Annotated in this window: 20 protein-coding genes; 2 read left to right on the top strand and 18 right to left on the bottom strand. The window is 64.6% G+C overall.

Features of this window, described 5'->3' with window-relative positions; genetic code table 11:
- Positions 1–11 precede the first annotated feature (11 nt).
- Together DBIPINDM_RS24835 and DBIPINDM_RS24840 are read left to right on the top strand one after the other, a co-directional pair.
- Positions 12–1,397 carry an NAD(P)/FAD-dependent oxidoreductase gene (locus tag DBIPINDM_RS24835; protein WP_258581687.1) on the top strand — a complete coding sequence of 462 codons (1,386 nt, stop codon included), beginning with the start codon at positions 12–14 and terminating at the stop codon, positions 1,395–1,397.
- A 3-nt stretch (positions 1,398–1,400) separates the two neighbouring features.
- The gene (locus DBIPINDM_RS24840) at positions 1,401–1,769 is read left to right on the top strand and encodes a cupin domain-containing protein (RefSeq protein ID WP_258581688.1); all 369 of its coding nucleotides are present in this window, start codon (positions 1,401–1,403) and stop codon (positions 1,767–1,769) included.
- A gap of 24 nt (positions 1,770–1,793) precedes the next feature.
- On the opposite strand, the gene DBIPINDM_RS24845 is transcribed toward DBIPINDM_RS24840, so the two are convergent.
- The 18 genes from DBIPINDM_RS24845 to DBIPINDM_RS24925 all read right to left on the bottom strand — a co-directional run bounded on the left by DBIPINDM_RS24845 (position 1,794) and on the right by DBIPINDM_RS24925 (position 20,056).
- Positions 1,794–3,437 carry an MFS transporter gene (locus tag DBIPINDM_RS24845; RefSeq protein ID WP_258581689.1) on the bottom strand — a complete coding sequence of 548 codons (1,644 nt, stop codon included), beginning with the start codon at positions 3,435–3,437 and terminating at the stop codon, positions 1,794–1,796.
- Between the two features lie 191 nt (positions 3,438–3,628).
- Complete coding sequence (gene asnB / locus DBIPINDM_RS24850) at positions 3,629–5,497, bottom strand: asparagine synthase (glutamine-hydrolyzing) (protein ID WP_258581690.1); 1,869 nt, start codon at positions 5,495–5,497, stop codon at positions 3,629–3,631.
- Between the two features lie 174 nt (positions 5,498–5,671).
- Complete coding sequence (fliQ, locus tag DBIPINDM_RS24855; RefSeq protein WP_010911298.1) at positions 5,672–5,938, bottom strand: flagellar biosynthesis protein FliQ; 267 nt, start codon at positions 5,936–5,938, stop codon at positions 5,672–5,674.
- 13 nt (positions 5,939–5,951) lie between these two features.
- Positions 5,952–6,359 (bottom strand): flagellar hook assembly protein FlgD, encoded by a 408-nt coding sequence (gene flgD / locus DBIPINDM_RS24860; protein WP_258581691.1) that lies wholly within the window; start codon positions 6,357–6,359, stop codon positions 5,952–5,954.
- Positions 6,359–6,802: a flagellar biosynthesis repressor FlbT gene (gene flbT / locus DBIPINDM_RS24865; protein ID WP_258581692.1), complete on the bottom strand. Its 444-nt coding sequence runs from the start codon at positions 6,800–6,802 to the stop codon at positions 6,359–6,361. The genes flgD and flbT overlap by 1 nt, the downstream gene beginning before the upstream one ends.
- Positions 6,799–7,146, bottom strand: a complete 348-nt coding sequence (flaF, locus tag DBIPINDM_RS24870) for a flagellar biosynthesis regulator FlaF (protein WP_258581693.1) — start codon at positions 7,144–7,146, stop codon at positions 6,799–6,801. Before flaF ends, flbT begins: the two co-directional genes overlap by 4 nt.
- Before the next feature lie 30 nt (positions 7,147–7,176).
- Positions 7,177–8,220, bottom strand: coding sequence for a flagellar hook-associated family protein (locus tag DBIPINDM_RS24875; RefSeq protein WP_258581694.1), 1,044 nt, complete (start codon positions 8,218–8,220; stop codon positions 7,177–7,179).
- Between the two features lie 3 nt (positions 8,221–8,223).
- Positions 8,224–9,678, bottom strand: coding sequence for a flagellar hook-associated protein FlgK (flgK, locus tag DBIPINDM_RS24880; protein WP_258581695.1), 1,455 nt, complete (start codon positions 9,676–9,678; stop codon positions 8,224–8,226).
- A 27-nt stretch (positions 9,679–9,705) separates the two neighbouring features.
- Positions 9,706–10,962, bottom strand: a complete 1,257-nt coding sequence (locus tag DBIPINDM_RS24885; protein ID WP_258581696.1) for a flagellar hook protein FlgE — start codon at positions 10,960–10,962, stop codon at positions 9,706–9,708.
- Positions 10,963–11,041: 79 nt separating this feature from the next.
- Positions 11,042–11,710, bottom strand: a complete 669-nt coding sequence (locus DBIPINDM_RS24890; protein ID WP_010911291.1) for a response regulator transcription factor — start codon at positions 11,708–11,710, stop codon at positions 11,042–11,044.
- A gap of 224 nt (positions 11,711–11,934) precedes the next feature.
- The gene (locus DBIPINDM_RS24895) at positions 11,935–12,522 is read right to left on the bottom strand and encodes a transglycosylase SLT domain-containing protein (RefSeq protein ID WP_258589332.1); all 588 of its coding nucleotides are present in this window, start codon (positions 12,520–12,522) and stop codon (positions 11,935–11,937) included.
- On the bottom strand, positions 12,452–13,816 hold the full coding sequence (locus DBIPINDM_RS24900; RefSeq protein WP_258581697.1) for a flagellar hook-length control protein FliK: 1,365 nt from the start codon (positions 13,814–13,816) through the stop codon (positions 12,452–12,454). The genes DBIPINDM_RS24895 and DBIPINDM_RS24900 overlap by 71 nt, the downstream gene beginning before the upstream one ends.
- Positions 13,813–14,625: a hypothetical protein gene (locus DBIPINDM_RS43350; protein WP_318036897.1), complete on the bottom strand. Its 813-nt coding sequence runs from the start codon at positions 14,623–14,625 to the stop codon at positions 13,813–13,815. The genes DBIPINDM_RS24900 and DBIPINDM_RS43350 overlap by 4 nt, the downstream gene beginning before the upstream one ends.
- Positions 14,626–14,635: 10 nt before the next feature.
- A complete protein-coding gene (locus tag DBIPINDM_RS43355; protein WP_318036898.1) occupies positions 14,636–15,181 on the bottom strand; it encodes a hypothetical protein in 546 nt (181 codons plus the stop codon).
- Positions 15,178–16,587 carry a MotB family protein gene (locus tag DBIPINDM_RS24910; protein ID WP_258581698.1) on the bottom strand — a complete coding sequence of 470 codons (1,410 nt, stop codon included), beginning with the start codon at positions 16,585–16,587 and terminating at the stop codon, positions 15,178–15,180. The genes DBIPINDM_RS43355 and DBIPINDM_RS24910 overlap by 4 nt, the downstream gene beginning before the upstream one ends.
- Positions 16,584–17,204, bottom strand: coding sequence for a hypothetical protein (locus tag DBIPINDM_RS24915; protein WP_258581699.1), 621 nt, complete (start codon positions 17,202–17,204; stop codon positions 16,584–16,586). The genes DBIPINDM_RS24910 and DBIPINDM_RS24915 overlap by 4 nt, the downstream gene beginning before the upstream one ends.
- A 3-nt stretch (positions 17,205–17,207) precedes the next feature.
- Positions 17,208–18,857, bottom strand: coding sequence for a flagellar basal-body MS-ring/collar protein FliF (gene fliF, locus DBIPINDM_RS24920; protein WP_258581700.1), 1,650 nt, complete (start codon positions 18,855–18,857; stop codon positions 17,208–17,210).
- Between the two features lie 131 nt (positions 18,858–18,988).
- On the bottom strand, positions 18,989–20,056 hold the full coding sequence (locus DBIPINDM_RS24925; RefSeq protein ID WP_258581701.1) for a flagellin: 1,068 nt from the start codon (positions 20,054–20,056) through the stop codon (positions 18,989–18,991).
- Between the last annotated feature and the right edge of the window lie 342 nt (positions 20,057–20,398).

The raw sequence follows: 20,398 nt of genomic DNA on the forward strand, positions 1-20,398 counted from the left end.
AAAGTCATTCCATGCAAGCCAAACGCAACGGCGACATATCGTTCTGGTATGCGGATCTGGGAGGGGTTCCCGCACCCCGGCCACCTTTGCCTGGCGATATCGAAACCGATGTCGCGATCGTCGGCGCCGGCTATACCGGGCTGTGGACCGCCTACTATCTGAAGAAGGCCAGGCCTTCGCTGCGCATCGCGCTGATCGAGCGCGAGTTTGCCGGTTTCGGCGCTTCGGGCCGCAATGGCGGCTGGCTGTCGGGTGGTTTCAGCTGGTCGCGTGAAAAATATCTCAAGACATCGAGCCGGCAAGGTGTGAGCGCCATGCAGGCGGCCATGGCGGGCTGTGTCGACGAGGTGATCCGGGTGGCGACAGAGGAAGGGATCGATGCCGATATCCGCCGCGTCGACAATCTGACGGTGGCCACCAACCCCGCGCAGCTCGAACGCGCGCGCGAGGAGTGCGAAACGATCCGCGCCTGGGATGTCGATCCGGACCGCGTCGAAATGCTGGATCAAGCGGCGACGCGGGCACGCATCAATATCCGCAATGTCATGGGCGGCTTCGTCGTCCATGGCCAGGCGCGGGTGCAGCCGGCCAAGCTGGTGCGCGGGCTTGCCGCCGCCGTCGAGCGGCTCGGCGTGCCGATCTACGAACAGACGACGGTGACGGCCATCGCCAAGGGCAGCGTGACGACGAACCGCGGAACGGTGCGGGCGGAAACCATCATCCGCGCGACGGAGGGGTTTACATCAGGCATTCCCGGCGAGGAACGGACCTGGCTGGCGCTCAACAGCGTGCAGATCGTCACCGAGCCGCTGCCGCCGGCGCTGTGGCGCGACATCGGCTGGGAGGGGCATGAACTTCTCGGCAACGCCGCCCACGCCTATTGCTATGCCCAGCGTACGCGCGAGGGGCGCATCACCATGGGTGGGCGCGGCGTGCCCTATCGCTACGGCTCGCGCACCGACGTCAATGGACAGACGCAGCAGGCGACGATCGACCAGCTGCATCAGATCCTGACGACGCTCTTGCCGCAGACGGCGAACTGCCGCATCGAGCACGCCTGGTGCGGCGTGCTCGGCGTGCCGCGCGACTGGTGCACGACCGTTGGCCTCGATCCCGCGACCCGCATCGGCTGGGCCGGCGGCTATGTCGGGCTTGGCGTGTCGAGCTCCAATCTTTCGGGACGCACGCTTGCCGACCTGATCCTTGGCCAGGACACCGAGCTTACGAAGCTGCCCTGGGTCAACCGCAAGGTCAGGCCATGGGAGCCGGAGCCGTTCCGCTGGCTCGGCGTGCATTCGATGTACCAGCTTTATCGCATCGCTGACGGGCGCGAGGCCGCTGGGCTTGCGCATACGTCGAGACTGGCCGCGCTCGCCGACAGCATCACGGGCCACTGATTGATGGAGACCAGTTTGATCGACCTTTCGACCTTCCACGATCTCGCCAAGGCCGATATCGGCACGTTCTCACCCAAGCCGACCAGCATCGAGGGGGATCAGGTCGAGGCCGTGCGCTCGTTCTTCCAGTCGCCGGACGGAACCGTCGATATCGGCATCTGGGAATGCACGCCCGGCCGCTTCACCGCCGACCGCACAGGTTCGTCGGAGATATGCCACATCATTTCGGGGCGGGTGGAGGTGAGCCGGGCCGACGGCGAGGCGCGCGAACTGGGGCCGGGCGACCTTCTCGTGCTACCGCAGGGATGGAAGGGCGAATGGCGCATCCGCGAGACCACGCGCAAGCTCTACATGATCCAGTCGGCCGGCTAACAGGCATCGACCGGCCTGACGAAATCAGTGCTCGATCGGCCCCTTGGCCATCACCAGCGCCGTGCCGGCGGTGGTCGGACGCTCGATGACGCGACGCACGCGCGGCGACTCGTCGCCGCTGTGCAGCGCCCGCAAGCGCTCGCCGACCATGGCGTCGGCATGGGTGATACGACCATTGTGCCTGACATATTCGAGCCAGGTCGGCGTGTGGTAGTGCTCGATCCATATCATGGGATTTTCGAGATCGCGCGCCAGCGTCCAGTTACGGGCGCCGTCGCGGCGGCGGATGCGGCCGCGTTCGGCCATGGTGGCGAGGAATTCCGCCTCGTCCTCGTGGCGGATGATGTATTCGATCATGATGGCGATAGGGCCGCTGCGCGGCTTCAGGTCGAGCGCGAGATGCGGCTCCTTGAAGCGGTTGAGCGGGTCGAGGTTGAGCACCTGCTGCTGCGGCAGCGGCAACACCAGGCCGATGGCGCCGCCGGCCAGCATGGCGATGGCGGCGGCGATCAGCGCCGTCTCGGCGCCATGCGCATCGGCGACGACGCCCCAGATCCAGCTGCCCAGCGCGATACCGCCGAAGGTCGCGGTCTGGTAGACCGACAGAACCCGGCCGACCACCCAGCGCGGCGTCGCCATTTGCACGGTGACGTTGAAGTGTGACAGCGCGATCACCCAGCAGGCGCCGCCGACCAGCAGGCCGAGCGACGTCTGCCAGGCGTGATGGCTGATCGCGGCATTGAAGGCGCAGACGGCGAAGCCGGCGAAGGCACAGCGCACCATCGTCTCGCTGGAGAGCAACTGCCGCAGCCGCACGCTGATCAGCGCGCCGCCGACGGCGCCGATTCCGAACGAGCCTAGCATGATGCCGTAGGTCAGGGCGTCGCCCTTGACGACATCGCGCGCGACGAGCGGCAGCAGCGCCAGGACGGCGCCGGCGCTGAAGCCGAAGGCGGCGCCCCTGACCAGCACCTTGCCGATGTTGGGCGACATGGCGACATAGCGCAGGCCGGCCCCCATGGCCGCGCCCAGCGATTCGCGCGGCAAGGTCGATACCGGTACGTCAGGCTTCCAGCGCGCCATCACGACGATGAGGCCGATATAGCTGACCGCGTTCGCCGCGAAGGCGGCCGCGGCACCGGCGGCCGCGACGATGATGCCGCCGATCGCCGGGCCGACGCTGCGTGTCAGGTTGAAGCCCATGGAGTTCAGCGCCACGGCCGCGGGCACCTTGTTGCGGGGAACCATGTCGCCGACGGACGCCTGCCAGGACGGGCTGTTGAGCGCCGTGCCACTGTCGATGAGGAAGGTGAAGGCAAGCAGCGTCCAGGGCGTGAGCAGGTGATAGTAGGTGAATACGGTCAGAAGCACCGAAACGACCAGCATGAAGGTCTGCGCGACCAGCATCACCTTGCGCCGGTCGAAGCTGTCGGCGATAGCGCCGGCGACAAGTGCGAACAGCATGATCGGCAGAGTGGTGGAGGCCTGGACCAGGGCGACCTGATAGGGCGAAGTGGCGATCGTGGTCATCATCCAGGCGGCGCCGACGCCCTGGATCAGGCCACCGAAATTGGACACGAGACTTGCGGACCAGACGGCGCGGAAAATGCCATGCCGGAACGGCGCCAGCGCCGAAACGCCTTCGCTATCCGGTTTCTCGTCAATCATGGATGGGTTCCTGCGACAGCGTGCTGATCCTTGCGGTTTCTCCGCATCGTTTGCCGAAACTATGGCATCGCGCCGCAAAGGGCGAATGTCATGCGCGGAAGATCATGGTCCAACAAGGGGATAGAGGAGGGCCACGCCTGCGTCGGCATCGCGAAATGCCATGCCATTGCGCCCGGTCCCGTTCGTTTTCCTCAGCGAGCGTCGCTGACCGCCGCATGCAGCGCTTCGGTGAGCTGGCCGGTGGTCTGGGCGCCGGCATGCAGGCGAAGGAAAAGCTCCATGCCGACCAGCCGCAGCCGCGACGGCTGGTCTCGCTTTGCCAACTCGATCAGGTCTTCGACCGAAGCCGCCGGCCACTTCATGACGTCGCGCAGCAAGCCGCCGCGCAGCAGACCCTGCGTGCCCGTGGTGAAGTTGTTCGATACCTGGAAGCCGTTCTTGCGGGCGTTCACGTTCTGAAGCGGAATGTGTTTTTCCGCGACTTTCTTCAACAGCCATTTTCCCTGCTTGTGGCGGTATTTGTGCCGCCTCGGCAGATGGATCGCGAAGTCGATCAGCCGGTTTTCGAGGAACGGCACCCTGAGCTCCACCGAAGCCGCCATGCTGAGCCGGTCATGCCTGTTCAACAGGTCCTGCAGATGCGCGTACATGTCGTGAAGGCAGCATCCCAGGAAGGCACGGTCACTGAGTGACGCGACCGGCTCGAGCCGGTCGAAAATCTTGGTCTGAAGGAAGTTCAGTTCCGGCGACAGCGCCCTGAGCACGATGTTGCGGTCCCAGCCATGGCCACCCGCAACCGATGTCCGGAACGGGGCATGACGCAGGCGCTCGAATCTGCGGGCAAGCCGGGCCTTGGAGCGAAACAGCCGTTGCGGCCATGACCAGGGCCGCCACGGCCGCATGCTGGCTTCCTGCCAGTCGTAGCCGCCAAAGAGCTCGTCGGCGCCTTCACCCGTCAACAGCACCTTGATGCCGTCGGCCCGGCACTGCTCGGCAAGCGCCAGCAGGCAGACATGGCTTGCATGCCAGCCGTCGCTCTCCAGATGCCAGATGGTTCTTGGCCAGAGTTCGAGGAACCGGTCCTTGTCGACGGGCACCCTGTTCAGCGGCACGCCGGCATGGCGCGCGGTGCGTTCGGCGTCTTCGGCTTCGCTGTGGCCAAGGCGCGGATCGACGACATAGGCTGTCATCTCCGGTCTGAACCGTTTCGCCAGCGTCGTGACGAGACCGGAATCGACGCCGCCGCTGCAAGCGGCGGCCAGCCTGGTGTCGGCAATGCAGTGCAGCCCGACGCTGTCCTGGATCAACGCCTCCAGCGTCGCCATGTGCTCGGCGTCGGTGGCGGTGTCGCCGGCGATACGGGCGGCGTCGAGCACATCGAGGACATGCCAGAAACAGCGCTTCTCGATGCCGGCGTCGGTGATCTTCCACAGACCCGCCGGTGGCAGCCGCTCCATGCCCTCGAACAGGCTGGAGCTGGAGTCGCGGCTTTGCCAGGCAAGACGCAACGTGATTTCGCGCGCATCGATGGCCCGTGCGACGCCGTCACAGGCAAGGATCGCCTTGTCCTCGGAAGCGAACAGGATTCGCTCACTCGTCTCGGCCACCGACATCGGCTTGATGCCGAGGCGATCGCGTGCAAGCCAGAGCGTAGTGGCCCGTGCGTCGAAATAGGCGAGGGAAAACATGCCGTCGAACAGCGGGATGGCCTTGTCCGGTCCCCAATGGTGCAGGGCTTCCAGAACCACTTCGGCATCCGAGACCGTCCGGAATCGCCTGCCTTCAGCTTCAAGCGTCGCGCGCAGGGCCCGGTAATTGTAGACCTCGCCATTGTAGACCAGCACGCCCTGGCCACAGGCGGTGAGCATCGGCTCGCGCGCCTGCGCCGACAGATCGATGATCGAGAGTCGCCGGTGACCCAGCGCCAGCCGGCTGTCGTTCCAGCTGGCATGGTCGTCGGGGCCGCGATGCACCAGTGCCTGCATCATGCGGCCGACATCGGCGAGATCGCCGCCGCCGATCGGGTTCCGCTTGCGCCAGACGCCGGCTATGCCGCACATGGTCCGCTGGTCGATCTGGGTTGGTTCAGGAGATTTCGAGAGGCCATTGGGACAGAACGATCGCCTGGCCGGGAGTGGCCTGCACGGCAATCTAGCCGGAACCGGGCCGGCCGCAAGCGGACCGCTGTTTTCAGCAACTCCGAAGTGAAGTCGCCGCACCTTCCCTCGAAGGGTTCAGAACCCGTTCTGGATGCGCTGGAAGATGACGTTGGTGAAGGCCGATATCTGGCCGCCGATGAATGGGCCGGTGAGCGCCACCACCAACATGATGGCGACGATCTTCGGCACGAATGTCAAGGTGATTTCCTGGATCTGCGTCAGCGCCTGGATGAGGGCGATGCCGATGCCGACCGCCATGGCCACCAGCACCACCGGCGCGGACGCGGTCAGCACCGTCCACACCGCGTACTGGACGATGTCGAGTGCGTCGGCCTCGTTCATGTCGGAGGTTGGCCTAGCTTGCCGGCTTGATCGACACGCCTGCACCAACGGGGACCTGGGTGCCATCCTGCAGCACTGCGATCAGTCCGCTGCTGGCGAGCGTCACCGAAGCCACTATGCCGGTGGTCTTGCCGTCGGCCGACGTGATCGAACGGCCGATAATGGCGTCGGCCTGCGACAGCGCCGAGGACTGCATGATCTGGTCGAGCTTGGTGTTGGTCTGCACCGATTGCTCGACCTGCGAGAAGGTGGCGAGCTGGGCGACATACTGAGTCGAATCCATCGGCTTGGTCGGATCCTGGTTCTTCATCTCGGCGATCAGAAGCTTCAGGAAGGACTGATAGTCGACCGCCGTCTTCGAGGTCGAGGTGGTCGTCGAATTGGCGCCAACCGGTATCGTCGTCGTCATGTCCACGGTCATTAGTAGCGTGCTCCCACGGCCAGCGGGCGCGGGGCGCCCGGAACATCGTCATTGCCGCCAAGCGCGCGGCGTTCGAGAGGATAGAGCGAACGGATCGCCTTCAATGCCTCGTAGATATGATCCTCGCCGACCATGCGGTCGATCTGTTTCAGCGCGCTGCAGATATCAGCGTCCTCGAAGCTTGCAATGAGCAGCGGCAGCGAGCGGCGGAACATCTCGCGGGCCTCATCAGCGCCGGCCGGGTTGATCAGCATGACCTGCACGATGAAATAGAGCTGCCTGAGCGGCGTCGATGCCTGGTCGGCCTGGATCACATGGCTTTCGAGCAGGAACTGCACGTCGTTCATCAGCTCAACCGTGACCTTGCGGTCGACGCGGATGACGGCGCCGTTGATGTAGATCTTCTCGCTGGGCTTCAGCGATATCTTCAGCGTGTTGGTCATTGAATGCCGTCGCGGATGATCTGGGACACTTCGATCAGCCCTTCGAAATTGTTGGTGCGGCCCTGGCGGATGTCCTCCGCCTCGCGCAGCAGCCACAGGCCGATGGAAATCAGGTTGGCGCGCAATTCCTTGGGCAGCGCATTGTCGCTGGAGCCGAGATCCTCGACGAAGACGGTCCAGACGCGGTTGGTGAAATTGAGCGCCTCCACGGCCTCCATCGACTCCAGGCCGGCTGCGGCGGCCGCCGACAGCATGTCGATCGAGCGGGTCAGAAGCTCGCGCTCACGGTCCTTGGCGTCCGAGACGGAGGTGCTTTGGACGTCGGCGTAGGAGAATTGATACATCGTTGGCTCTACCGTTCCGGTTCAGTGCTTTCAGGTCAGGTACTTCAGCAGGCTGAGCTGCTGCAGGCGCGCTGTCAGAGCGAAGGACGTCTCGATATGCTGCGTAAGATCCGCGACTTTGGTGGCGGCCGTGGCCGGGTCGACGGCTTCGAGATCGAGGATATGGCGTTCGAACAGGTCGATCTGCGTCTTCATGCGGTCGCTGGCATCGGAGACGCGCTTCTGCACGATACCGGTCTCCGACTGGACCTGGGCGATGCCGCTCAGCGCCTCGCCGACCAGTGTCTGCGAGTGGCTGACGATGCTGTCCTTCGCCGCCTGGCTGATGTTGGTGGACATCAGGCTTGAAACCATTGCGGCGGCCATTGCGAGCTTCTTGATGCCGTCACTGTTGGCGCTGGTCGACGTCCCAGTGGTTTCGTTGAGCGCGATGCGGCTGACGATCTGTTGGTCGGTGGCGTTCGACATGTTGGTCTGCCAGCCCGCGCCGAGGAACTGCGGCGTGACATCGTTGGTGATGAAATCGTCCATCTGGGCCGCGGTGATGTTGGCGGCTGCCGGGTCATTGGGCGTGAAGCCGAATTTGGCGACGAAGGAGGCGTCGAAGGCAGCCTTGGCGGGTGAGCCGGCCGCCGTGAAATCGTTGATCGGCTTGACGTCGGTGTTGGTGCCGGCGAACAGGTATTCGCCGTTGACGCTGGTGTTGAGGATCGAGGTAAGCTGCTGGATCGTCGTCTGCCCGGTCGATTGGGTCAGGCTGTCGGAGTTGTCGCCCGACGATGCGGTGGTCAGGCTGGACAGGAAGGTCTGTGCGACGCTGGAGAGCTGGCCGAGCGAGGTCTGGGTCGACGAAAGTCGGGCGGCGACAAGTCCGTTGGAATCGACGATGACGTTGAGCCGGTCGAGATCGCGCTGGAAGGTGACGGACTGAGCGGTGCGTCCGCCCAGCGCCAAGCCGACATCGGCGACCTTCCCGGTCGAGGATTCCTTGGTGGCTTTGACGAGGTCGGCCTGCATGCGCATCTGTTGATAGCGCATGGCGTTGGAGAGGGCGGCCGAGGAAACTGAGGTCATGGATTATCCCACCGCGCTCAACAGGGCCGTCATCATGTCGTCGACGGTCTTCATCATCCGGGCTGATGCTTGATAGGTATGTTCGAGGTCAAGCATCAGCGACATTTCCTGATCGACATTGACGCCGGTCGCATTGGACAGCGCCTCGGAACTGCGCTGTGCCAGCGCCTGCTTCGCGTCGGCGGCGGTCGAAGCCTGCTGGCGCATGCCCTGGAGCCAGCCGATCGAATTGGCGGCGTAGTCGGAAACGCTGGACGTTGCCGAAATGCCGGCGGCGGGGTCGAACGTCATCGGCTTGTCGAGCCGGTCGCCATAGGCCACCAGAAGGCTGGAATAGGAAGCGCCGCCAGTGGTGTTGGCGACATAGGCAGCGCCGTTGGCGCCGCCGTCGCGCAGCAATGTCGGATTGCCGCCAGCGCTCGGATCCATCGCCGCATTGATGCTGATCGTGCCGGCCAGGCCATTGACCAGCGTGCCCGCGGCCGGCACGGCCGGTGCGCCGGACCAGGTGAACAGGCCGGCTGCGTTGGGCATCGAGGGCGCGGTCTCGGCAAAGGCCGTGATCAGGCCGCGCGCGGTCTCGTCGAGCTGGCTCTGCATGGTCGAGGCGACGCCGTCGCGCAACTGCAGCAGGCCGGCAAGCTTGCCGCTGGCGCTGGTGTTGCCGCCGCTTCCCGCCGAGACCGGCACGTTGTCGATATAGACGGTGTTGCCGGCGGCTCCGGCGGCATAGCCGGCCGATGGCGTGAAGCTCACCGTGCGGGGGATCGTCTCGAACAGCGTGGTGCCGTCACCCGTGGTGATGACCATGTCATTGTCGCCGCGCGTGAAGGTCGATATCGGAACATAGTCCGCGATCTTCTTCAGCAGCGCGTCGCGCTGGTCGAGCGCATCGGACACATCGGTGCCGGAACGGGTTCCGGAAATGACCGCCTGGTTGGCGTCCTGGAACTGGCCGAGCAGCGAGTTGAGGTCCTTGACCGCCGTGTCGATCTGGCCGTCGGTCTGGGTGCGGAAATCCTGAATGGCCTTGGAGCCTTCATTCAGGGAACGCACGACCTGCTTGGCCGCGTCGATGACGCTGGAGCCGAGATTCTGGTTGGACGGCGAGGTGGCGTAGAGCTGCAGCGCCTGCTGCAGATTGGCGATGGCGGTCGAGGGCGAGGAGGCGTTGTCGACGCCGTTGACCGACACGTCCAGCTGATCCATGCCGCTGTAGAGCGCGTTCTGGCCGCTATAGGCCGACAAGGCGCCGAGATTCTGCCGGAAGAGCAGGTCGTTGGTTACGCGCTGGATATCAACCGAACGCGCGCCGGGCGCCGTGCTGGTGACGACGGCGATGCGGCGCGTATAGTCCGGATTGGAGGCGTCTGAGACGTTGCGCGTGACAACGCTGGTCTGCCGCGCGGTATTCATAAGCGCCGATTGGGCGATGCTCAATGCGGAAGATAACGACATGCGGGTCTTTCACGGGCCACGCCCGGTTTATCTCTTCAGGTTGACTAGGACGTCCATCAGGTCGGAACCGGTCTGGAAGACTTTCGAATTGGCGGTGTAGCTGCGCTGCGCCGCGATCATGTTGGTCAGTTCCTCGGCGATATCGACGTTGGAATTCTCGAGCGCGCCGGAGATGATCGAGCCGAGCTTGCCTTCATTGGCAAAGCCGACGCGGACCGCGCCGGATTCGGTACCTTGGGCGTAGACGTTGCCGGGAAGGGCCTTGAGCTGGTCCGGGCTTTGCACGTCGGCCAGCGGAATCTTGTAGAGTGCCTTGGTGGAGCCGTCCTTGTACTGGGCGTAGATGGTGCCGTCCTTGCTAATCTGGACCTTGTCGATGGTGCTCGGCGCGTTGCCGTTGACCTGGGCGTCGGAAACCGTGAAGCCGGTTCCGAGCTGGGTCATCTTCGACAGGTCGAGATTGAGGCTGGCGCCGCCCGGCACTGTAAAGGAAACGCCTGTGGTCGCGCCGGTCAGCTTGCCGGTGGTGGTGTCGAAGGTCAGGTTGGCCGTGCCCAGCGCACCGCCTGTGTAGGGGAACGACGTTCCAGCCGTGGCCTTCGACTGATCGAAGACCGACACTTCCCAGGTGCCGGCGCCGGTGTTGGTGAAATAGACGTCGAGCAGCTTCTTGTTGCCGAGATTGTCGTAGGCGACCATCGAGGATTTCGAGGTGTATTGCGCGCCTGCCGAGTTGGTGGAGGGCAGGTTGGCGGCGGCAACCGGGGTAGCGCCAGCCGACAGGTTGCCGGTGTAGCTGCCCTCGGTGCTCGGCGTCGCGGTCATCCCCTGGTCGGAGACGACGACCGGGACCAGTCCGTCGAAGCCGTTGACCGTCGCCGCCGGCACGCCGTTGGCATAGCTGTAGGCCATCAGCTGGAAGCCGGCTGCGTTGACCAGCCTGCCCTGTGCATCGGGAACGAAGGCGCCGGCGCGGGTCAGGAAAGGTGTGCCGCTCGGATCCTGGACGACGAAGAAGCCATCGCCGCTGACGGCAAGATCGGAGACCGAGGTCGTGTACTGAAGCACGCCGGGATCGCTGACCGCCTGGCGGATCGTCGTGGTGACGCCGCCGGAATTATAGGCGCCGCCCGTCGATGGCATGATCAGCGTCGAGAATTCGGCCGAAGACCGCTTGTAACCGGTGGTGTCGGAGTTGGCGATGTTGTCGGCTGTCGTCGACAGGCGGTTTGCCTGTGCATTCATGCCGGAAACGCCGGTCCGCATCATTCCGTAGAGGCTCATCGAGATGTCTCCGCAATATCCATGCCACTGGCAGCGAGGCTACGCGTCCTGTCTTGCGCGAGGCTGGCGCGGCGCGGCATCAGAACACGAGCCGGTAGCCGAGGAAGCGCTTGGAATCGATCGGGTCTGTGCCCAGCTTCTCGCGCAGCTTCTTGCGCAATTTGCTGATGTGGCTTTCCACCACGTTCTCCTCGACCTCTTCGTCGAAGATGCCGTAGATGGCGTTGAAGACCTGGGTCTTGGTGACGCGGCGGCCGCGGTTGCTCGCCAGATATTCGAGGATGCGGCGTTCGCGACGCGGCAAGGGCAGCGGCTGGCCGTCGATCTCGGGGTCGCGGCCGTCCATGAAGATGCGCATGGCGCCGATCTCGGTGTAGGCGACATCCTCATGGGCGCGACGGCGGATGGCGGTGATGCGGGCCAGGATCTCTCTGATATGGACGGGCTTGCGGATGACGTCGTCGACGCCGCTCTCGAACAACCGCAGCGTGTTTTCCAGCGAATGCTGCTCGCTGAGCGCAATGACCGGAGCGCCGGTGCGGTCGCGGATCTGGCGCGGAGAGATGGCGCCGTCGCGGCAGTCGCCGATCAGGAAGGCCCGCACCGAACGCAGATCGGTGTCGGCGGCCGAGTTCACCCACTCGCCGAATTCGCCAGGCGCGAAGCCCGCACAGGCGACGCCCTCGCGATCAAAAAGTGAATTGTATCCCTCAGTTACGAGCTCTCGCTCGTCAACGATCACGATCATCGGCCCCGCCTTCCGAATCAGCACATCTGCCCCGTGGGAAAAGGCGTAACCGCTGGCGGGAAACCTGAACAACCGTCATTTCTTGTAACTAGTTTCTTGGGAGTCTGGAATCGCACCGGTTGCATTAGCGTGCAGCCAGATATGCTTTCGGTGGGAAGTTTTGAGCAAGTCAAAACGGCAACCCCAAAGCAGTGCGATGGGCGTATTAGAAGCAGAAAATACGCTTAGGGGTTGCAGAAGGCGCGGGCGTTGGTTGTCCACTTGCCGAAGCCGGTGGCAACCATGTTGGCGATTACCCTGCAGACATAGACCTTCTGCGCCGGGTCGTTGTCGGGACCGGCATGATAGCGGGCGACGGCCATCGACCAGGTTTCGTGACGGGCATGGAGACTGGCCAGGAAACGCGCTGCGTAGTCGACGTTCTGGCGCGGGTCGAGCATGTCCTCGACGCTGCGGAAATGCGATGCGTGGTAGTGGTGGTTGATCTGCATGCAGCCGAGATCGATCAGCGTCTTGCCCTCGCGCTGTGCATTGGCGAAGGTGGCAAGCGCTTCGGCCCGGCTCTTTGGGAAGACTGCTTTTCCTTCTATATTCAATGCATTAGGCTGAAGACTGCCCTTCTTGCCCGTCTCGGTCAGGCCGACGGCATAGAGGATGCCGGCGGGCACGCCATAGCGGTCGGCGGCGCGCAGGATCTCGGGCTCGCAGGGATTGGTGGCGGCGAGGGCGGCGTTCGCTAAGCTAGATAAACATATCGCCGCCAGCGCGTTCGCGAGATGGCGAAGCGGTGCGGCCGAGTGCTTGCGCGTCATCATGGTTCCCCCTTGCGGACTGCTGGCCTGGTTGCTGGCCGCCGGCTCCACTGTTGCCGCCGCCGGAGTTTCCGGGCTGAAAGGAGGACTGGTCGCGGCCAGGCGCGGCGGTGAGCGAGGCGGTTGCATCCGCCCGGGTTGTAGCCGGAACGGCCACTGACGGTTGCATGATGGTGACCTTGTCAACCTCGAAGCCCAGCCCGCGCAGCGACTTGACGATTGCTTCGCTGTCGCTGGAAAGACGGCGGTAGGCGTCGTGCGTTTCGGGCTTCAGTTCAATCGAGAGTTGTTCTCCCGAGAGGCGAAGATGAGCCGTGACCATGCCCAGTTCGGCGGGGTGAAGTTCGATCTTCAACACATGTGTCGGAACGGCAACAGAGCTGGCCAGCTGGGTGTTCGCGGAGGCTGTCGAAAACGCCTGCGGGCCACCATCGGCCGCTACGGCATTGATTACGTTGAGCGCTGCCTGGCTCATCGGAGCCTGCGGCGGGGCAGGGAAGCTGCGCTCGGAAACCACGTCGACGCGCGCCTGCGCCGAAAGCTGTTTTCCTGGCTCCGACCGCAACGAGGATTGGACGTCGGCGATGGACTTCAGCTGCGGCGCCACCTGCTTCGGCTCAACGCCCGGCACCTCGGCAGTCGCCGTGTCGGGCAGCGGGCCGGCAGCGATTGCATTGTCACGCCGCGGCGCGCCAGCGCCGGCATCGCGGACGGCCTCGAGCTTCGTCAGCGGCCCGTCGACGAGCGACGCCTGCTCTGGTTTCGCCATCGGTTCGAGGTCGTCATGCCCGGCGGCGGATGTCGCCCGATAGGCCTTCGGCAAGAGCTGCCCGCCGAGCGCCGGTTGCTGTCCGGCTTCGCCTGCGTCGGCTGACTTGGCCGATGTCGAGAAATGGCGCAGGTCATGAAACGCCATCAGCAGAGGCAGATGGTCGTCGAGCGGCGTTGAGCCGGCGTCGGTTGTCGGCGTTTCGGTATCGGCGTCCTTGTCCGCCTCAACATCCTTGCCGTCTTTTGCGGATTTCGCAGCCGTCAATCCGGTCGGCGTGGTCCTTACCTTGCCGGACGGCATCGGTTCGTCCTGGCCTGCCTGTGCCGCAAGGCCGGCGGCAAGTTTGCTCCAGCGCGGGTCGCGCGACCCGGTCTCGGCCGTCGGCTGTTTTTCCGCCTGGCTCGCGCCACCATGCACCATCTTGCCGAAACCGACGTCATCCTTCTTGCCGGGCGCGGCCGGCTGTTCCGCCGTGCGCGCGGCGGTAAATCCTGGCAAGGCCGGGCCGAGGCTGGGGGTCATTTCGGGGCGGCTCCAAGCATCTGGTCGATCAGGTCGAGCTGTCGACGGGTTTTCATCATGGCGGCGTCGGTCGGATCGGTCGTGTCGGGACCGGCAGAGGTTGCCGGCGCCGACGCCGGCAGCACCGTTGCCGCATCGGCTGAAGGCGCCGGCGCTTTCGGCGCAGCAACCACTGTCCCGCCGGACGACGGGGCGGCGGGCTGTTCGGAGACGGCACCCTCGACAGGCGGCAATCCGGCCTCGTCAGCGGCCTGGACGGCGACTTCAGGTTTGGGCTGTGGCGTAGCGTCTGCAGGCGCCGGACTTGCGGCTGGAAGGGAAGCGGGTGGCGCCACCACCTCACCGGCGATCGCCTGCGCGGCGTCGAGCAGGTCACGGTCACCGTCCGACAACTTGCTGCGGTCAATCTTGCCGAGCTTGGTGCGCACGTCCTCGATCGTGCCCGAAGTCACGGTGGACAGGCTGGAGTAAAGCAGCGCGCGCGGATCGCCCTGATTGGTGTTGCCGTCACGACCCTGCTCGGCCCGTGCCGAGGCGAAGGCCGACAATTCACTCAGGCCGTCGATCGCGGCGCGGCGGGCAATGCGCAGATAGATCACCTTTTCGCGCTCGGGATCCATCATCGCGGTGATATCGGCCAGCTTGTCCTGGCTGATCGACATGTGCAGCGTGATGACGCCGGAGACGAAGGAATCGGCGAACTGGCTGGCATAGGGCGAATAGAGGTAGCGCTCGACATACTGGGTGGAGGCAAGCGCGAACCGTGCCCCGTCGCCTTGCGCCACGGCGATGCCGACCGATCGGCGCAAGGCCGCTTCCTCAACCACGTGTGCCAGGGCTGAGCAGCTTGGCCTCGTCGAGCAGCGTCAGCGCCGCCGCCGGGTCGTCCGTCGCCATCAGCGATCCTTTGACCAGGGCAAGGAACGCGCCGAGATCGCCGGGCAGTGTCATCGGATCGATCGGCCTCAGGGCTTCGATCGCGTCGCCGGGCCGGCCGTTCAGATAGTCGATCACGCCCTTGGCGATGGCGAGACCCGCCGGATCCGTGGCGGCACGCGACACGGCCGCCTCGACAGTCACCGGATTGCCGCCGCTCATGCCGTAGACCAGGAGCGCGCGAAAATTCTTGGGATCCTTGAAGTCCTCCGCATCCGCTTCGCGCAGGCGCGTATCGGTCATCTCGAGCAGCTTGGCCTGCATCGGCATCGCGGCGTGATCGCCGGCGGCGATGCGGTCCTGGACGAGCTGCAGCGAACGCACCAACTGGTAAGGCTGCAGCGTGTCCTGGGCGAAGCCGGCCGACGGATAGCCGGCTGCCAGCAGCAACAGGCCCATCAGCCGGCTGGTGACGGCCGCCCGCTTCATCCGCCGGTCGCCATCAGGATCTCGATACGGCGATTGGCCGCCGACAGGGGATCGGCCGGATCCTTCGGCTGGCGGTCGGCGAAGCCGGCGACCTCGGTGATGCGCCGTTCGTCGACGCCGCCGCGCACGAGCATGTAGTAGGCGGAATGCGCGCGCGCCGTCGACAGCCGCCAATTGTCGTAGCTGGCGCTGCGGAACGGCCGCGCATCGGTGTGACCGTTGATGCTGATGGTGCCCTTCTGGCCGTTGACGATGCGGCCGATCTTTTCCATCGCCAGCACCAGTTCGCGGCTCGGCACCGCCGAGCCGACTTCGAACATGCCGAAGTCGAGCTGATCGGTGATCGAGATGACGACGCCCTTGTCGGTGGCTTCCACCGAGACTCCGTCATGCAGCTTGTCGCCGGGCTTGAAGGCATCGGCCAGCTGCCGCTTGACGTCGGCCGCGGCCTTCATCGCTGCGGCGGTGGGCGGCTTTTGCCCGGCTTCAGGCGCGGTCGTCTCTTGCGCGGCGGCTGCGGCATCCGCCTTGGCGGCAGCCGCGGCCTTGCTGTCTCCAGCCTTGGTATCGCCGGCCTTGGCACTGCTGGCTTTGGTTTCGCTGGCTTTGGTTTCGCTGGCCTTGGTTTCGCCGGCCTTGGCCATCGTTGCTGCGGCGTCCTTGCCATCTCCGGCCAGGGGCTCGAGAGGTGCGTCCTTGACGGGCGGTGCCGGCGGCACGGCCTTGACCTTGGCGACCTGCGTTTCCGCGGCCTTGTCGCCTGATTTGAGCGGGTCGCCCTCGATCTTGGGGCGCTGCGCACTCGCCTCGGCGGCGGGCGTGGCGACCTGCTGCGACCAGAAATCGGGCTCGAAGGGATCGCGGTAGGACGCGCCGCCCGAGGCGCCCGTCGCCGGACCGGCGCTCTGCGCGCCGCCATCGCCCTTCTGGCTGACATTCTGCATGACGCCGGTGTCGGTGGCGATTTCGGAGAGCACGGCGTAAGGGTCGGCGAACAGATGCTCGTCGGACTGCTCAGCCTTGTTCGGCTCCTGCTTGTCCTGCTTGCGGTTGGATGAGCCCGCCGCGCCGATGCCATCTTGTCCGGATTTTTTCGTCGCCTCCTGCGGGTCGTGGGTCGTCATCCCGACCGCGCGGGGCCCATTGCCGAGATCCTCAAGGCCCTTGCGGCTCGACTCACGGTCGACCAGCTTGACTGGGTTGAAGTAGCTGGCGACGGCCGCCTTGGTCTGTTCGTTGGCGGCGTTGATCAGCCACATGACCAGGAAGAAGCACATCATGGCGGTCATGAAGTCGGCGAAGGCAATCTTCCAGACGCCGCCATGATGGGCTTCGTCGTGGTCGTCATGAGCCCGCCGCACGATGATGATCTCGTGCCTGCCGTGATCGGCCTCGGCGACACTCATGACAGGACCTCGGAAAGGGTTGCCGACCATTCGGCGATGCGTGTTTCGAACACGGCCTCGTCAATGGTCACCGTCAGGTCGAAGCCGGGCGCCTCGATGAAATCGAGATTTGCAATGCGTGGTCCAAGCGATGCCTTCAGCGTTTCGAACAGCGACAGCGGACCGCGGACGGCGATACGCACCGCGTCGCCGTCGCCGACGGCTTCGCGAACCGCGCCGGCAAGCGCCTCGAGCGAACGCTTCTGCAGATCGTCGCTGACAACGCCGCCGATGATGCGGGCGACCGTGGCTGCGACGAGGTCCGTCACGCGCGTCTCCATGGCGTCGATGCGCAGCGAGACCGCCTTGCCGATATCACCGCCGAAGCTTTCGAGAAAGATCCTTGCTTCCTCGGCATTCGCCTGACGCTCCGCTTCCAAGGCCGCGTCATGGGCAGCGACAAGCCGTTCCGCCAGCGTTGCCTCCGCCTGGGCAACCGCCTCGGCGATCAGCGTGCCGATATCGGCCTTCGGTGCGGATGCTTCCGGTCTGTGTTCGGACGCGGCCTGGGGCTGGCTGACGCGCGGCGCGCGCGTGCCGAAATCAGGGAGAAGATCGAAAAGGGCTGCGGAGGCCATGGTTTACGCCGCGACTTCCTGGGCCGCCCATTTGCGCAGGATCTGCGCGGTGCGCTCCTCATTGAGGTCGACCATGCGGGCAAGCCGCTCCTGTGGCGCCGGCCTGATCTTCTGGCGAAGATCATCGAGCGGATTGGCGCCGGGCCGCGAGCCGGGCAAGGCGCCGATGGCGGCACCGGCATCGGCGGAAGCGGCTGCCTCCGGTGTCGGCAGCGAACGCTGGACTTCATCGAAATTGGGGCCCGACAGAGCGGGTGTCGCCTTTGCCGTCAGCGCCGCCGCCATCGGCCGCAGGCCGAAGAAGGCCACCAGGAAGACCACGACGATGAAAGCGCCGGCGTTGATCAGCGTGCCGGCGTGCTGGCCGACGGAATCCAGCATTCCAGCCTGCGGGATCGCCTCGCCGTCCAGCCCGTCGATGAATTCGACCGCCGAGACGTCGATGACGTCACCGCGCTTGTCGTCGAGGCCGGTGGCAGACGTCACCATCTTCTGGATCTCGGCGACGCGCTTGGCGATCTGCTCCGGGGTCGCGTCCTTGCCAAGGATCGCCTTCAGCCGATCCTGGTTGACGACGACGGCGATCGACATCTTGGTGACGGTATAGCCGTTGGAGACGGTGGCGATCTTCTTGGAGTTGATCTCGTAATTGGTGATCTCTTCCTTGCGGTCGTTGGCCGAAGAGGTTTGCGGACCCTCGGTGCTGGTCGCCTGGGTCTCCGGCAGGTTCTGCTCGACGCTGGCCGGGGTCGAGGCCTGCTTCTGGTTGCTGTTTTCATTGGCGCGCACTGACTGCACCGAGCGCTCGACACGTGAATTCGGATCGAAAATGGTTTCTTCCGTCTGGCGGGTGTCGGTGTTGACCTCGGCCTTGACGCTGGCGCGGAAATTGTCGGGGCCGAGATACGGCGCCAGCGCGCGGCGAATGTTGTCGCCGATCTGGGCCTCGACGGTCTGCTCGACGCCGAGCGTGCGGGCCGCACTGGTGTTGGAGGGATCATCGCCGGCGGCCAGCAGGTTGCCGTTGGAATCGAGCACCGTCACCTTGTCGGCCGACAGGCCAGGCACGGCGGCGGCGACGAGATGGCGGATCGACTGGGCACTTTTCTCGGCGTCGATGCCGGCATAGCGGATGACGACCGATGCCGAGGGCTGCTGTTCGTCGCGGCGGAAATTGGCGCGCTCGGACATGACGATGTGGACGCGCGCCGCCTTGATGCCTGATATGGACTGGATGGTGCGGGCGATCTCGCCTTCCAGCGCACGCACGCGGGTGATCTGCTGCATGAACGAGGTCAGGCCCATAGCGCCGACATTGTCGAACAGTTCGTAGCCGGCATTGGCGCTGGTCGGCAGACCCTTTTCGGCAAGCAGCATGCGTGCCTGCGCCGTGGTGCCGGCCGGCACCAGCACGGAGGTTCCGTCGGCGCCGACGTCGAAGCCGATGCCGGCCTCGCCCAGCACCAGGCCGATCTGGTTCACGTCGGAACGGTCGAGGCCGACATAGAGCGTGTCGTAGGCCGGGCGGTTGAGGTAGACCGAGGCGATGCCGATGACGCCCATCACCAGAACGGCGATGCCCGCCAGCATGGCGAGGCGCTTTACGCCAAAACCGCGGAGATTCGAGATGATGCTCTGGATCTGTTCCGGCACGATAGAGCGACTCCCAGCATGATTGTCCGCCGGAACACTAGCCCTCGAAGCTTGTGCGAAAATGAAATCGGGCCGCGCTTGCGGCGCGGCCCGTGAATTGGAGGTAGGGGTATCTGTCCGTTACGGCTGGATTAGCCGTTCTTGAACAGCGACAGGATCGACTGCGACGAGCTGTTGGCGATCGACAGGGACTGGATGCCGAGCTGCTGTTGCACCTGCAGTGCCTGCAGGCGGGTCGATTCCTTGTTCATGTCGGCATCGACGAGCTGACCGACGCCGCGGTCGATGGAGTCCATCAGGCTCTGCGTGAAGGTCTTCTGCAGGTCGATGGAGCTCTTTGCCGAACCGAGGATGGTGGCCTGGTCGGTCAGCTGGCTCATGACCTTGTCGATCTTGCCGATCATCTGGGTGATGATATCGTCGGTCACGCCTGATGCCGTGATGTCGAGATTGAAGGCGGAAACGTTGTCGACCTTGGCGACCGCCCCCGCAGCTGTCTGACCAGCGGTGTTGGCGGCAATGTCCGTGGAGCCACCGGCGAGCGCGGTCGCATAGGCGTTGTCGTAAAGGGTCTGGGCCGCCGCTGTCGCGTACACAGACGTCTTGCGGTCGAGCGTGCCCTGGTTCTTGACGGCGGTGGAGAGACCGGAATCGAACAGTTTCGTGCTCTCGACATCGATGTCGATCGTTCCGAGCGAGATGGCGCCAGACGAGGAGCGGTTGAAGGACGAGACGATCTTGGCGTCGGGTTGGACGCCGTCATTAGGGGCAGCGACCTGCGTTGACGTCACTGAAAGGAAATTCGAACCCGAAAAGGTGGCGGCATCGGCAAAGGACTTCATCTGCGCCTGGAGCGCGGTGATTTCCGTCTGCGTCTTTGCCTTGGCGGCATCCGTCTGGCCGACGGTCGAAAGCAGCTTGGTCTTGATCTGGCCGATCGACGTCAGAACATTGTTCATGCCGGTATAGGCGGTGTCGACCTTGGATGCGCCGAGGCCGAGCGCATCCTGTACGGTCGACAGCGCCTGGTTGTCGGAGCGCATCGTCGTGGCGATCGACCAGTAGGCGGCGTTGTCGGAAGCTTCGGCGACCCTATAGCCGGTCGAGATTCGAGCCTGTGTCTGCTGGAGCGATTTGTTGGTGGCGTTGAGGCTTTGAAGTGCAGTCAACGCCGCAGCGTTTGTCATGATGCTCGCCAAGAAACTCGCTCCTTTTTTCCAGGCCGGTCTTTCTCAAAAACCGGCGTTGCCCTCGCGAGCCGCTCGCCCGCCTATCGATTGCCGTCGTCCCGACCGGGCCGATTCGCCAATCCGTTGTAAGCTATGGTTAACCATGACTAGCTTGTTATGGTTAACGGCCTGTTAAAGGCTCGCTTTGGAGGGTTAGGAAACGAGGGTTGCGCGGGGCTGGAGCAAACGCAAAACGGGCCGCGCTTTTGGCGCGGCCCGTTTCAGACCGCTGACAAACCCCGTCGATTTTCGGCGGGGTTTTTCTTATGGGGTTGGTGGGTCAGGATTTTCGGCCGTCAGCAGCGTTTGTCA

The organism is Mesorhizobium sp. AR02 (genome assembly GCF_024746835.1).
Taxonomy (GTDB): domain Bacteria; phylum Pseudomonadota; class Alphaproteobacteria; order Rhizobiales; family Rhizobiaceae; genus Mesorhizobium.